Annotated in this window: 13 protein-coding genes; 10 read left to right on the top strand and 3 right to left on the bottom strand. The window is 56.8% G+C overall.

All coding sequences use genetic code 11. The features are described from left to right. Both ACN0VD_RS05225 and ACN0VD_RS05220 read right to left on the bottom strand, forming a co-directional pair. Positions 1 to 391 (bottom strand): nuclear transport factor 2 family protein (locus tag ACN0VD_RS05225; protein ID WP_417592328.1); only part of this gene is annotated, 391 nt, incomplete at its 3' end. Beyond that, complete coding sequence (locus ACN0VD_RS05220; protein WP_417592343.1) at positions 388 to 1,086, bottom strand: dienelactone hydrolase family protein; 699 nt, start codon at positions 1,084 to 1,086, stop codon at positions 388 to 390. The genes ACN0VD_RS05225 and ACN0VD_RS05220, both read right to left, overlap by 4 nt. Before the next feature lie 132 nt (positions 1,087 to 1,218). On the opposite strand from ACN0VD_RS05220, the gene ACN0VD_RS05215 reads away from it, so the two are divergent. The 10 genes from ACN0VD_RS05215 (at position 1,219) to ACN0VD_RS05170 (ending at position 12,727) form a co-directional block, all read left to right on the top strand. Further along, entirely contained in the window at positions 1,219 to 1,491 is a 273-nt protein-coding gene (locus tag ACN0VD_RS05215) for a DUF6489 family protein (RefSeq protein ID WP_417592326.1), read from the top strand. Positions 1,492 to 1,509: 18 nt separating this feature from the next. Then, entirely contained in the window at positions 1,510 to 2,805 is a 1,296-nt protein-coding gene (gene mnmE / locus ACN0VD_RS05210; RefSeq protein ID WP_417592324.1) for a tRNA uridine-5-carboxymethylaminomethyl(34) synthesis GTPase MnmE, read from the top strand. A gap of 74 nt (positions 2,806 to 2,879) precedes the next feature. Then, the gene (gene mnmG, locus ACN0VD_RS05205) at positions 2,880 to 4,745 is read left to right on the top strand and encodes a tRNA uridine-5-carboxymethylaminomethyl(34) synthesis enzyme MnmG (RefSeq protein ID WP_417592322.1); all 1,866 of its coding nucleotides are present in this window, start codon (positions 2,880 to 2,882) and stop codon (positions 4,743 to 4,745) included. Then, positions 4,742 to 5,359, top strand: coding sequence for a 16S rRNA (guanine(527)-N(7))-methyltransferase RsmG (gene rsmG / locus ACN0VD_RS05200; RefSeq protein ID WP_417592320.1), 618 nt, complete (start codon positions 4,742 to 4,744; stop codon positions 5,357 to 5,359). Before mnmG ends, rsmG begins: the two co-directional genes overlap by 4 nt. 28 nt (positions 5,360 to 5,387) lie before the next feature. Then, entirely contained in the window at positions 5,388 to 6,170 is a 783-nt protein-coding gene (locus ACN0VD_RS05195; protein ID WP_417592318.1) for a ParA family protein, read from the top strand. Continuing rightward, positions 6,170 to 7,135 carry a ParB/RepB/Spo0J family partition protein gene (locus tag ACN0VD_RS05190; RefSeq protein WP_417592316.1) on the top strand — a complete coding sequence of 322 codons (966 nt, stop codon included), beginning with the start codon at positions 6,170 to 6,172 and terminating at the stop codon, positions 7,133 to 7,135. The genes ACN0VD_RS05195 and ACN0VD_RS05190 overlap by 1 nt, the downstream gene beginning before the upstream one ends. Positions 7,136 to 7,402: 267 nt before the next feature. Continuing rightward, complete coding sequence (locus tag ACN0VD_RS05185; protein WP_417592314.1) at positions 7,403 to 7,894, top strand: DUF4402 domain-containing protein; 492 nt, start codon at positions 7,403 to 7,405, stop codon at positions 7,892 to 7,894. 203 nt (positions 7,895 to 8,097) lie between these two features. Further along, the gene (locus ACN0VD_RS05180; RefSeq protein WP_417592312.1) at positions 8,098 to 8,964 is read left to right on the top strand and encodes a molecular chaperone; all 867 of its coding nucleotides are present in this window, start codon (positions 8,098 to 8,100) and stop codon (positions 8,962 to 8,964) included. A 59-nt stretch (positions 8,965 to 9,023) separates the two neighbouring features. Continuing rightward, complete coding sequence (locus tag ACN0VD_RS05175; RefSeq protein ID WP_417592310.1) at positions 9,024 to 11,759, top strand: MSCRAMM family protein; 2,736 nt, start codon at positions 9,024 to 9,026, stop codon at positions 11,757 to 11,759. Positions 11,760 to 11,836: 77 nt separating this feature from the next. After that, positions 11,837 to 12,727, top strand: a complete 891-nt coding sequence (locus ACN0VD_RS05170; RefSeq protein ID WP_417592308.1) for an alpha/beta fold hydrolase — start codon at positions 11,837 to 11,839, stop codon at positions 12,725 to 12,727. A 10-nt stretch (positions 12,728 to 12,737) separates the two neighbouring features. Here ACN0VD_RS05170 and ACN0VD_RS05165 read toward each other — a convergent pair whose 3' ends face one another. Continuing rightward, positions 12,738 to 13,646 carry a diacylglycerol/lipid kinase family protein gene (locus ACN0VD_RS05165; protein ID WP_417592306.1) on the bottom strand — a complete coding sequence of 303 codons (909 nt, stop codon included), beginning with the start codon at positions 13,644 to 13,646 and terminating at the stop codon, positions 12,738 to 12,740. Positions 13,647 to 13,670: the final 24 nt, after the last annotated feature.

Genomic DNA, 13,670 nt, shown 5'->3' with positions numbered 1-13,670 from the left:
TCTTTTCCAGCATCTTGCCCATTTCTTCCCAGACCTTGTTGATGGCCTTGAGCGGTCGGACCATGACCTTGAAATCCTGAATCTTGCCGTCGTCATTCCAGCTGATGATATCGACGCCGTTGACCTGGATCCCGTCTAGCTCGAGTTCGAATTCCAGCATCGCCATATTCTGCGATTCATCGACAATTTCGCGGACATAGCGGAAGCTGTCATTCGCCAGCACCACGTCAGCAGCGCTGAGATAGGCGACGACCATCGGCTTGCCGGACTGCGGCGTGTGCACGACCGGCGAATGGAACACGGCATCGTCGGCAATCTGGTCGGCCAGACCGGATCCGCCTTTATCTTCGAAATGGTCGTGCCACACCTTCAGATTGTCACGGGCGCTCATGCCAGATGCTCGGCAAAAAAGGCTTCGGTGCGGCTGTCCGCCAATGTCGCGGCGGCTTCGTCGCGGCGCTCTCCGAACTCGGCGGCAAAACCGTGATCGAGGCCTTCATAATCGTGCAGTGTCACTTTCGGATGATCATCCAGCCCGGCGTGCATGGCGGCCTGCGCATCGGCGGGGACAAAGCCGTCGGCGGTGGGAATATGCAGCATGACTTTATGGGCAATCGCATGCTTTTCGCCAAGCAGACCGTCGATACCCACACCATAATAGCCGACGGACGCCCTGATATCGGTGCGGCAGGCGGTCATGAAGGCGAGGCGGCCGCCGAGGCAATAGCCCACGCAGCCGACCTTGTGGCTGCCGATTTCTGTCTGGGCATAGTGAATGGTAGCCTCGATATCGCGGATGCCCTGGTCCTGGTCAAACTCGTTCATCAGCGTCAAAGCTTGCTGGAATTCCGATTCTACGTCGGGATCGAGATCGGTTCCTTCGTTGATCCGCCAGAACAGATCCGGTGCGATGGCGAGATAGCCTTTGCTGGCCCAATGATCGCATTTGGCGCGGATACCTTTATTGACTCCGAAAATCTCCTGAATCACTACAATCGCGGCACTGGCCTTACCATCTGGCCGGGCAATATAGCAGGGAAATTCTGCGTCTCCGCTTAATGATTTCACTTGTTCGATCATGCCCATCTCGGTGCTCCTTTGTTTCATCACTTGATTCTTTGGTCACAATATCCCCATATCAGGTACAGGCAAGGTGGAACATAAACCTGTTAAGTGGGGAGGGGACTTCACTTCAACGGCCAAACAGAGGAAGACATAATGAAAGTCAGCGTTGAACTGGACTGCACGCCCGAAGAGGCGCGCCGATTGATCGGCTTGCCCGATGTGGCAAAACTCAACGAAAGCTACGTCCAGGAAATGTCAAAATTCCTGCAGGGCGCCAATTCGGTAGAACAGTTGCAGAATTTCACCAAGATCATCGCGCCAATGGGCGAGGCGGGTCTGAAGATGTTTTCCTCTTTCCTGACCGGAGCAATGGGGGCTGCATCGGGCGGTGGCAAAACGTCAACGCCCAAGAAAAAGTCTGATTAGCCGCTGATTTCTGCCCCTGTGATCGCTGATGATACCATTTTTGCTCTGTCTAGCGGGCAACCGCCGGCTGCGATTGCTATCCTGCGGATCAGCGGTCCGCGGGCGGGGCAGGCGCTTGAGAATCTGACGGGTAATTTACCAAATCCACGTGTTGGCACACTAAGAAATATCACCGATATGGTGAATGGAACATTGCTCGATCAGGCTTTATGTCTCTGGTTCCCCGGGCCGGAAAGTGCGACCGGAGAAGATCTTGCCGAGATTCATTGTCATGGTGGCCGTGCGGTCATACGGGCGATTGAGCAAGCGCTGGATCGGATCAACGGTTTGCGCCGCGCGGAGCCAGGCGAGTTTACCCGCCGGGCATTCACCCATGGCAAAATGGATCTGGCGGAGGCCGAAGGCCTGTCTGATTTGCTGTTTGCCGAAACAGAATTGCAACGCAAGGCGGCTGTTCGCAATGCCGGCGGGGCACTGTCGCGAAAGATCGAGGATTGGCAGCAACAGATATTGCGCCTGTCGGCACAGGTCGAGGCCGAGCTCGATTTCTCCGACGAAGATGATGTGGCACCCGCTCAGCTGGTGATAATACAGCAGGAGGCCAAGTCATTGTCAGATGACATGGGAAATCTTCTGCTTCGTCCCCGGGCCGAAAAATTGCGCGATGGGATAAGAGTGGTTCTGGGTGGCCCGCCGAACAGTGGAAAGTCGACGTTGCTCAATGCGCTGGTCGAACGGGAAGCGGCGATTGTCTCTGATATAGCCGGCACGACCCGGGACGTGATCGAGGTGCCGATTGCACTGGGTGGAATTCCGTTTCTCTTCATTGATACAGCAGGCGTCCGGGAAAGTGGTGCGGAAGCAATTGAGAAGATCGGCATCGATCGTGCGCATGAGCAATTTTCCGCGGCCGATATCATCCTTTGGCTAGGCGTGGAGGGGAAGGGTCCGGATTCCAAAAATCTTGTCGAGATCAGTTCCCGCAGTGATCATCCGGATCATGAAACCAAAGGGCCTGATGCATTCACTTTGTCACCGGTCACCGGTCAGGGGATGGACGCGCTGGTCGATTATCTCATTGCGCGGGCTAAAGACATGTTGCCCAATGGCGATCAGGTCAGCGTGAATAGGCGTCAGGCGGGCTGCCTGACGGCCGCTAGCGACAGTCTTGCGGCGGTCGGCAGCGAGCAGGATTATCTGATCATCGCCGAGCATTTACGCATGGCGCGCAAGGCGCTGGATGAAATTACAGGTCGTGCGAGCACCGAGGATATGCTCGATGGTTTGTTCGGAAAATTCTGCATCGGCAAATGATTGTTCCACGTGGAACAGCAATGCCGCTGCGGTAGGTTTTGACCTGCAAACCCGCTTGAGCTATGGGCCGCAGCATGAGCCAGAAATTTGACATCATTGTGGTGGGCGGCGGCCATGCCGGTTGCGAAGCCGCAGCGGTTGCGGCGCGTATGGGCGTATCTACTGCGCTCGTCAGCTTCACCCACGAAAGCATCGGGGCGATGTCTTGTAACCCTGCAATTGGCGGGCTCGGCAAGGGCCATCTGGTGCGGGAAGTCGATGCCTTTGACGGGTTGATCGGTCGCGCCGCCGATGCCGCCGCGATCCACTATCGTATGCTCAACCTGTCCAAGGGCACAGCGGTGCAGGGGCCGCGGGTCCAGGCAGATCGCAAACTCTACAAAGCGGCTATCCACAGGATGCTCGACGCGCAGGAAAATCTGACCATCGTCGAGGGAGAAGTGGCGAGTCTCATCATGTCGGATTCGCGGGTCAGCGGAATCGTCATGGCGGACGGATCGACGATCAATGCCAAGGCCGTGATCCTTGCAACCGGCACATTTCTCAACGGGAAATTATTTCGCGGTGAAGAAAGGCATGAGGGCGGACGGACAGGCGAGGCCGCTTCGGTTTCGCTGGGTCAACAGATCCGTGATGCGGGTCTGCCGATCGCCCGTTTGAAAACCGGAACGCCGCCGCGCATCGATGGCAGAACCATCAACTGGGCAGTCTTGCCCGAGCAGCCATCCGACGATGACGGCTGGACGATGTCGCCGCTGTCAAAAGGGCGGACGGTCGCGCAGACATTTTGTGCGGTCAGCCGGACCAATGCCGAGACCCATGAAATCATCCGCGGGTCGCTCGACCGGTCCCCATTGTTCAGCGGCGCGATCGACGCACAGGGACCACGCTATTGCCCTTCGATCGAGGACAAGATTCACCGCTTTGCCGATCGCGATTCGCATCAGGTGTTTCTCGAGCCGGAAGGCCTCGACACCAATCTCGTCTACCCGAACGGAATCAGCACATCACTGCCGGCCGACGTTCAGCTCGCCTTCGTACGCAGCATGGACGGACTGGAGAATGCCGAAATCGTCGTCCCGGGCTATGCGGTGGAATATGATCATATCGATCCTCGTGCTCTCGATCGTTCATTGAAGGTCCGCGATCTCGATGGCCTTTATTGTGCCGGCCAAATTAACGGGACTACGGGATATGAAGAAGCCGCCGCTCAGGGGTCGATCGCCGGCATTGGTGCCGCCTGTCTGGTGCAAGGCAAGGATGCACCGGTGCTGGATCGTGGCACTAGCTATATGGCGGTGATGATTGATGATCTTGTCTTGCAGGGCGTGACCGAGCCCTATCGCATGCTGACCGCGCGCGCCGAATATCGATTGCGGCTGCGCGCCGACAATGCCTCGACCCGGCTGACACCGATCGCCATGGCTTTGGGCTGTGTTTCTGCAGAACGGAGTAACTGGTTCGCCGCTCGCCAGAAGTCACGGCAAGCTATATTCACGGCACTCGCTACCGTTTATTCATGTGAAGATCTGTCCAGGATCGGCATTGACGTTCGACGCGACGGTACCAAGCAAAGCCTGTTCCAGTGGCTCCGTTTCCCCAATATCACGATGGCTGAACTGGAAGACTTGGAAGCATCTTTGACCACCGGCGATACGGATCTGATGGCGGAGATTGAAGAGGATGCGCGCTATGCACCCTATCTCGAAAGGCAGGAATCGGAGCTGCGCGATTTGCGGGCCAATGAACAGATCCGTCTTGGGGATGATATGGAATATGCGATGATCGCTGGACTGTCCAACGAGATGGTCGAGCGATTGACGATGGCCCGACCCGAGACATTGGCAGCGGCGTCGCGGATCCGTGGAATAACGCCCGCCGCACTTGCCGCCATTCTGGTCCATGCTCGCCGCCGCGATTCAAGAAATATTGCGGCATGAACGAAGAAGAAGCGCAAAGCTGGTTTCGCGCAGAATATAATGTTTCACGTGAAACATGGCAGCGGCTTGAGATCTTCAACGCACTGTTGCGTGAAGAGATGCAGCGCCAAAATCTGATATCGAAGGCGAGCGCGGACAGTCTATGGTCTCGCCATATCGTTGATAGCGCCCAGCTCGTTCGCTATGCACCGGCAGCGGAGGCCGGAAAAATCTGGCTCGACCTCGGAACGGGAGCCGGTTTTCCAGGCATTATAATTGCTATACTGACGCCTTATCATGTCCGCATGGTTGAATCCCGAAAGCGTCGCGTGGAGTTTCTCAATCGAGTTGTCGATAAAACCGGCATAGCCGATCATGCTCAGGTCCTTGGTGACCGGCTGGAAAATATCGAGAGCTTCGCCGCGGATGTAATCAGCGCCCGCGCCTTTGCGCCGCTTGATCGGCTCATCGCACTTTCGCACCGGTTTTCCACAGAAAATACGGTTTGGCTATTACCAAAGGGCAAAAATGCGGTAAGGGAATTGAAGGGCCTGTCGCCAAAAAGGCAAAAGATGTTCCACGTGGAACATAGTTTGACCGATCCGGACGCCGGAATATTGGTGGGAAAGGGCTAGAAACCTATTTTTTAGGGTTGAACGAAATATGGTTCGTATCGCAATAGCCAATCAAAAGGGTGGCGTGGGCAAAACCACAACAGCAATTAATATGGCCACCGCTCTCGCGGCGAGCGGCTGGAAGGTACTGCTAATTGATCTTGATCCGCAGGGCAATGCTTCCACCGGTCTCGGTTTGTCGCAGGGAGACCGGGTTAACAGCAGCTATGACTTGCTGATCAATGAGGTTCCGTTGGCGGAATGTATCGGCCAGACGAAAGTGCCCGGGCTGGAGATTGTTCCTGCCACGGTCGATCTGTCCGGTGCGGAGGTCGAACTGGTCGGGTTCGAGGAACGCACCCATCGTCTTAAAAAGGCTTTGGATGGTGCCGAGAGCGGGCGTTGGGATATTTGTCTGATCGATTGTCCACCTTCTCTCGGCCTGCTCACCCTTAACGCCATGGTTGCGGTTGAATCGTTGCTGGTGCCCTTGCAATGCGAATTTTTTGCGCTGGAGGGTTTGAGTCAATTGTTGCAAACGGTCGAACGGATTCGCGCGCGATTCAATCGTCAGCTTTCGGTTATGGGTGTCGTCCTTACCATGTATGATCGTCGCAATAAATTGACCGAACAGGTTTCTGATGACGTCCGGGCCTGTCTGGGGGATGTCGTTTTCGATACCGTGATCCCGCGCAATGTCCGCCTTTCGGAAGCGCCCAGTCATGGCCTTCCCGCACTGATATATGATCATCGTTGTACCGGATCAGTTGCCTATATCGATCTCGCGCGCGAGTTGATCGCTCGTCTGCCGGACAGAAAGGTAGCCGCGTAATGGCTGAAGAGACGAGCACGACCGACAGCAGCAAGAAACCGTCCAAACGCGCGACCGGACTTGGCAGGGGACTCAACAGCCTGTTCGGTGACATCCAGCGGGAAGAACCCATTGTTACCAGCGCTCCGGCCACGCCCGACAGCAGTGCTGCCGGACAGGTTTCCGCTCCGGTCATAGACGGGCTCCGTTCGATACTGGTCTCCGATATTCGGCCCAATCCCGAACAGCCGCGCCAGACGTTCAATACCGATGCACTTGACGAGCTGGCCGACAGTATGCGGCAGCGCGGTGTCATTCAGCCGATTGTTGTCCGTCCCCACGGAAAGAATTTTCAGATTGTTGCCGGAGAACGGCGCTGGAGAGCTGCACAACGCGCCCGCTTGCACCAGATTCCTGCTGTGGTACGCGATCTCAGTGATGAAGAAACGCTGGAAATCGCGATTGTCGAAAATGTTCAGCGGAAGGATCTCAATGCCATTGAAGAAGCGGAAGCTTATGCGCGGCTGAGTATCGATTTCGGGCACAGTCAGGCACGTTTGGCGGAGGTCGTCGGGAAATCGCGGAGCCATATCGCCAATCTGATGCGTCTGCTCGAATTGCCTGACCGGGTAAAGAGCCTGGTCATTGATGAGAAACTGTCGATGGGTCATGCCCGGGCATTGATCAACGCGCCAAATGCCGAAGAACTGGCAGCCCAGACTGTCAAGCAGGGACTGTCGGTTCGTGATGTTGAGCGTCTGGTGCGCAAGGCCCTGGCAGGTGACAAGCCGGCGTCAGAAAAAAGGCGGACCGCGACGTCCCAAACCGATCCCGATATAAAGGCACTGGAAAGCCATCTCGGCGATCTGCTCGGGTTGAAAGTGACTATTCAGTCGAACGGGCAGGGCGGTGCGATGTCGATAGAATATGCGAACCTTGATCAACTAGACCTGATTTGTCAGCGGCTGACCGGTGAACATATTTAGGGTTGAGCGGCGAAGAAGGTCCGGATGCTTCGCGCATGGTGGTGAAATTTCGAAAGAATCCAAGCGCGTCTGGACTAGATAATCTCATTTATATCAGTTGGTTAGCCACTTAATCTAAAATTAACCATGACTAGGAGCAAAGCTTTATCCTTTCCCTCGGATAAGCAGGACCGAATGTTGGTACAGGCGACATTCCGGTCAGTGGGTTTGGCCGGACAGCACCGCATGTGCCCTTTCGGTAGCAATATGAAAATAGGGACCAGAACTATGACCAAATTTATAAAAGCCGCTGTGGCTTCTTCCGTGCTTGTGGCATCCGTCATGGGCGCGCATGCAGCTAATGCTGCGACTGCATCTGCCGACGCAAAAGCAAATATCCTGCAGCAGGTTACCGTAACTTCCGATGGTAGCGATCTCGATTTTGGTACGATCGTAAGCGGGGCATCTGCTGGTACGGTGGCTGTGAATGCTGCCGGTGCTGCATCTTGCAGCGCATCGATTGTATGTTCCGGTAGCACCACCGCGGCTGGTTTTAACGTTAGTGGCACATCCGGTGCCACCGTTGATGTCTCGACGGATGCGACGGTGACGTTGACCGGTCCAACCGACACGATGTCTGCTTCGCTGACGCCCAGCGCCACGAGCATCGTTCTTGACGGAACGGACGCGTTTACCGTTGGGGGAACACTTAGCGTTGCGGCGAATCAGGCCGATGGCGCCTATGTAGGTAGTTTCGATGTAACCGTCAGCTATCAGTAAAATTGAAACGACGGCACAAAGCCGCCGTTCAACACTGACAAAAGCCCGTTCGCAGCTGAGGTTGCGGGCGGGTTTTTCTATGAACTTCTTTGAATTGAGCGCGATCGGATAATGGTCACCAATCAGCCATGGTTAGCGCTTTGGTAACCCTATTTCGGCATAGGAGCAGGGTGGGGCCGGCTGTGGGAAGCCAACCTCTCCGAATGACCAGTAAGCCGGAGAATATCATGACTATAGAGGGATTCCAATCATTGAAGAAATGCTGCATCGGGCTGGGCGCCCTGGCGGCAGCTATATTACTATCATCGACGCCAGCACAGGCGGCCGGTGACCTGTTGGTTGCGCCGACCCGGGTTGTCCTTGACGGGCAGCGCGGGACCGAAGTTATATTGAACAATATCGGCTCGGAGACGGCCACTTACCGCATCTCGCTAGAACTGCGCCGAATGACCAGCGAAGGCCGCCTTGAAGATGTCAGCGAAGAACAGGAAAATGAGATCGAGCGGGCCGCAAAGGAAATGATCCGCTATGCTCCGCGCCGGGTAACCCTGCCGCCGAACCAGCCGCAGGCGATCCGCCTTGGCGTCAGAGCCCCTGAAGGTCTACCCGACGGTGAATATCGCGCGCATCTCCTGTTTCGCGCCATTCCAGAGGCTCGCGCCGTTACCGAGAAAAATGCGCCGGAAGGGGGATTCTCGATATCCCTGACGCCAATTTACGGTGTCACCATCCCCGTGATCATCCGTCAGGGTAATCTGCAGGCAACCGCAGCCATTGCCAATGGCAGGCTGGAACAGCAGGCTGATGGCCAGGCGCTGACCTTTGACCTCAGTCGAACGGGTGACCGGTCTATATATGGCGAAATCCGGGTTACAAAACCGGGATCAAGCGAGCCGGTCATGGTTGCGCGGGGCATTGCCGTCTATCCGGAGGTCGGCCAGCGCAGCGTTACCCTTCCGGTACCGCCCGAAGTAGCAGCGCAGCTCAAAGGCCCGGTAACGGTGGAATATTACGAACCGGCAAATTCCGGCGGCGGGCTTATCGCCAAAACGGACATGGTTTTAAGATAATCACGTTATCACAATGGCTTAGTGCGGCTTCACGCCGTCAACAAGCCATGATGTGAACGATGGGACAGCGACATGATATAGTCGGCCGGGGCTTTGATGCGCTGGTCAAGGCCGCGGGGATCATAGCGATTTCGGCGGCTTTGCTGTTCATGGCATCGCCTGCGCAAGCGCTCGCCGACTGGACCGCAAGCGACGATGATGCGTTATTATTTGACCTGCGGTCGGGTAAATATCGGCTGGGCGATGGTGTTAGAGGCTATCACACCGACAGCGGAATTTGCGTCGACCTCGCCGACATGATCATGGCGATGGATATTCCGCTCCGTCTCGACAAGAAGTCGCGCCGCGCAACTGGCTGGATCTTTACCGAGAACCAGACGCTCACCATCGATCGTGACAATGAAATGGTGCAAAAGGCCGGTTCGCCGGCAAAATTGCGGTCCGGGCAAATATATGACGTGCCCGAGGGCTGGTGCGTTGACCTGAAAAGCCTGTCGGAATGGCTTGATGTGAAATTTATCCCGGATCTGTCCAATGCGCTGCTGACCATGGAATCGGACACCCAATTGCCCTTCGAACGTGCGCTGGAACGCAAGGAACAGGCGGCCAAAATACGTCCGCAGAAGAGTTTTGATCTGTCCGGCCTGCCGCAATCATCGGAACCCTATAAATTCTGGCGCACGCCGTCGGTTGATGCCGTGGTTTCCGCCGGAGGACTGAAAGACAAGCAGGCGGGCCAGAAATTCGACCTGCGCTACGAGCTATATGCCTCCGGCGAAGTGGGCAAAGCGAGCTTTGACGCCCGGCTTTCCTCCGATAATAGTGGTGTACCGGAAAATCTGCGGGTTCGGGCTTATCGGACTGATCCGAAGGGGGAACTTCTCGGGCCATTGAAGGCGACCCATTTCGCTTTGGGCGATGTCTCGACATTCTCGACTCCACTGGTGTCCCAGTCGGTTGCTGGACGCGGCGCCGTGGTGACAAACCGTCCGGTCGAGCGGCCGGATAGCTTTGATCGCACCAGTTTCCGCGGGGAATTGCCCAGCGGCTGGGATGCGGAACTCTATCGCAACGGCCAATTGCTGGCCTTTGCAGAAAATCGCACCGATGGCCGTTATGAATTTCTCGACATACCGTTGCTCTATGGCCAGAATCGCATCGAAGTGGTGTTATACGGGCCGCAAGGACAGATAAGACGCGATATCCAGGTAATCCCGGTCGGTATGGACTCTATTCCACCCCGGGAAACCTATTATTGGGCGGGTGTTCACGAGGCGGGCGAGGATCTGATCCGGCTCGGGGAGTTTTTACCGATCCGTCAGGCCGGTTGGCGCGGCGGGGTTGGGGTTGAACGGGGCCTCAATAATAAAACCTCAGTCGCCGCTTCGTTGTTCAGTCTGCAAATCGATGGCGATCGCCACAATTATCTTGAGGGATCGGTCCGAAGGGCGGTGGGCCCGACGCTGGTTGAACTATCGGCATCCTCCAATCTCGAACAGGGGATGGCGTTTCGTGGCCAGTTGCTTGGGCAGCTTGGCAATAGCTATATTACCGCGGAATCAATCTGGGCACGGGGCGGCTTCATATCGGACCACGTCGAAGAAAATATCGAGTCCCGCCATAGTCTGGCGATTGATCATAGTTTTAAAATCGGCAGCAAACTGGTGCCTTTTCATATCGATACGCAATATGAAACGCGTTCGGACGGCCGGGACAGCCTCGATGTAACGGGACGAATGTCGTTTAATTTCAAATATTTGTCCTTAACCGGCGAGTTGAACTGGGAAAAGCAGTTCAGCGATTCAGGCGCTAATGCGCCGGATCAGCTCGACGCACGGCTGCTGGCCACCGGACGGATCGGCAAGGTCCGGTTGCGCGGCGAAGCGGTGTACCGCCTTGCGCCGGAAAAACGTTTCGAACGGGTTGATTTTACCGGCGAATGGCGGGCTGGCGAACGGTCAGACTGGCGGGCGGAACTGGGCTATGATGCCAGTCTCGACCGCGCGCGTGCGGGCATCGGGATTGTTCGGCGGTTCGACCGCTTTTCGGTCACTGCGAGCGCCGAGGCAGCGACGGACGGGTCGGTGGCGGCCGGGTTGAACCTTGCGTTCAGTCTGGGACCTGATCCCCGGAGCGGAAAATTCCGGTTGTCGAGCAACAAGCTGGCCAATAGCGGACAGGCCTTGGCGATCGTCTATCGGGACGAAAACAGGGATGGAGTCCGTCAGGCCGGAGAGCCGTTGGTGGAAAATGTCGAGCTGACCGCCGGACAGTCGGTCGCCTTGTCCGCCACGGATGCCAATGGCCGGGCGATTATCGACAATCTGCTGCCCTTCCGGCCGATATTGATCGGGATAGACAGCAGCAGCTTGTCCAATCCGTTCGTGCAGCCAGCTCTCCCCGGCATGGTGATAACGCCGCGGCCCGGCGTTGCCGTGACCGTCGAGCTGCCGCTGGTCAGTGCCGGCGAGGTCGAGGGGACATTGGTGCGCAGGGGGGGCGGTACGATTGCCGGTGTCGGCATGGAGCTGGTGGACGGCGAAGGTCGCGTTGTTCGTGAGACCCAGACCGAATTTGATGGCTTCTTCCTGTTCGATGGCGTTCCCTATGGCACTTACACGGTCCGTATTGCAAAACTGTCGGCGCAAGCGATTCAGGTTCCGGTGTTCCTGGGCGCGCGAGCGGTGGTGGACGAAGATAATCAGGTGGCCCGACTGGGCGCGATAACGGTCGGTACCAACGCCAATATGGCGCAAAATGATATCGACCGACCGTACCGGGAAAACACGCCCTAGCCCCCGATAGCTGCGGTTCTTGTAACGCTTGCGCTTTCTGTTACTTATCCTGTTTTCGTGTAGCTCAGGAACAGTCCATGCAAGTCATCGCCAATGGTATCAATATCGAAGCAGAAGATCACGGCAACCCGGAGGATCCCGCCATATTGCTGGTCATGGGCTATACCGCCCAGCTGATCTACTGGCCGATGGATTTCGTCAACGGTCTGGTGGCTGAGGGATTCCGGGTCGTCACTTTTGACAATCGCGATGTCGGTCTGTCCTATAAATTTGACGGTGTGCAGCCGCCGCATCCGATCCGGCAGATGCTCACCAAACGCTTTTTCCCGAAACGGCAAATGGCACCCTATAATCTGAGCGATATGGCGAGGGACGCGGTTGGCGTTCTCGACGCCCTCAAGATCGACCGGGCGCATATTGTCGGCGCGTCCATGGGCGGTATGATCGGGCAACTGATTGCGGGCGATCACGCTGACCGGGTGCTGTCGTTTACACCGGTCATGTCATCGACCAACGGTCCTGGGCTTCCCGGAGCCAATGCCGAAGTACGCAAGGTCCTGATGCAAACCGCTCGCGCAAAAGTGCGGACGCAGGAGGAGGCGCTGGAACTGGGACTGGCCTTCTCGTCCCTGATCGCGTCCGAGGAAGGCCGGAATCGACCGGAAGAGCGGCGGGCGATGATGAAACTGGCGCAAGAACGCGGCTTCTATCCGCCCGGTCCAAAGCGCCAGATGGCGGCGATCATCGATACCGGAAATTTGCGACCGACGGCCAAGCGGATCACCGCGCCGACGATGGTCATTCACGGTGCCGATGATCCGCTCATCCCGTCGGTCTGCGGTCAGGATATCGCTGCCCATGTCAAAGGCGCCCGGTTCGAACTGGTTGAGGGCATGGGGCACGATCTGCCGCCCAGCAAATTGCCGAAAATGGTCGATCTGATCGCCGCCCATTGTCGCGCCGCCTGAAGAGCGGGAATTATTCGGGTATCGGCAAACAATATGTCACGCTCTGGCCCGCCATCCTGATCTCATGGGGTTGGCCCGGCAGCATGTCCCCGTCCGCCTGAAACGCGGCGAGTCGGGAGATTTTGTCTTTCGCGATTATCGTTAGCCGACGAGCCGGCAAGGACTGGACGAAAGCGAGCTCTGCGGGGTTGCGACCGCGCGCGATCTGAATCAGGAAGCGGAAAAAATCCCTGCGCCGGGCGCGGGTCAGCAATATGACCTGAAAATGCCTGGATCCCAATTCCGCTGTCGGTGCCAGAACCCAGCTTCCGGCATAATATCGGGCCTTGATTACATAGACGGCACTGCAGTTCAGATGTTCTGTCGTGCCGTCGGGCGCCTCCACTGCCAATGAAAAGCGCAGCTTCGGCCAATCGCCGAGCAGCTTTATCAGCGACCATGCATAGGCTGCGCCGCCAATCCGCTTTTTCAATGCGGGACTGTGTCGTGCGACGGCCTGACCGTCGGGACCGGCACTGATACAGGCGACAAAGGGCTGGCCGTCGCTGGTGACCAGCGGGGCTTCCAGACGTGCGGTCTCCTTGTCGAGATAGCCTGCCATGATTTCGCGCGCAAATATTTCCGGATCGGAAGAATAGCCGAGTTCTTTTGCGACCAGATTGACCGTACCGGCGGGAAATATGCATAATGGCTGGGACATTTTAGTGCGGACCATCGATCCGATGACCAGCCGCAAGGTGCCGTCGCCACCCGACACACAGACGAGGTCGCACTCGGGGCCAATATCGAATTGTCCATTTTTCTCTGTCCGGCCCAGTTTAACTTGTGCGCCACAGGCTTGAAAAGCACGGGAAAGTGCATCCAGATGCAATTTATTAAAAGTACCGGAGGCCGGGTTGTGGATAAGGGCAACGATCATCGTCCGCTCATGCGGCCGATGGAG

This window comes from Parasphingorhabdus sp., from assembly GCF_048267785.1.
Classification (GTDB): Bacteria; Pseudomonadota; Alphaproteobacteria; order Sphingomonadales; family Sphingomonadaceae; genus Parasphingorhabdus.
The sequence above is the reverse complement of the archived record's forward strand: the minus strand, read 5'-3'. Positions and strand labels throughout refer to the sequence as shown.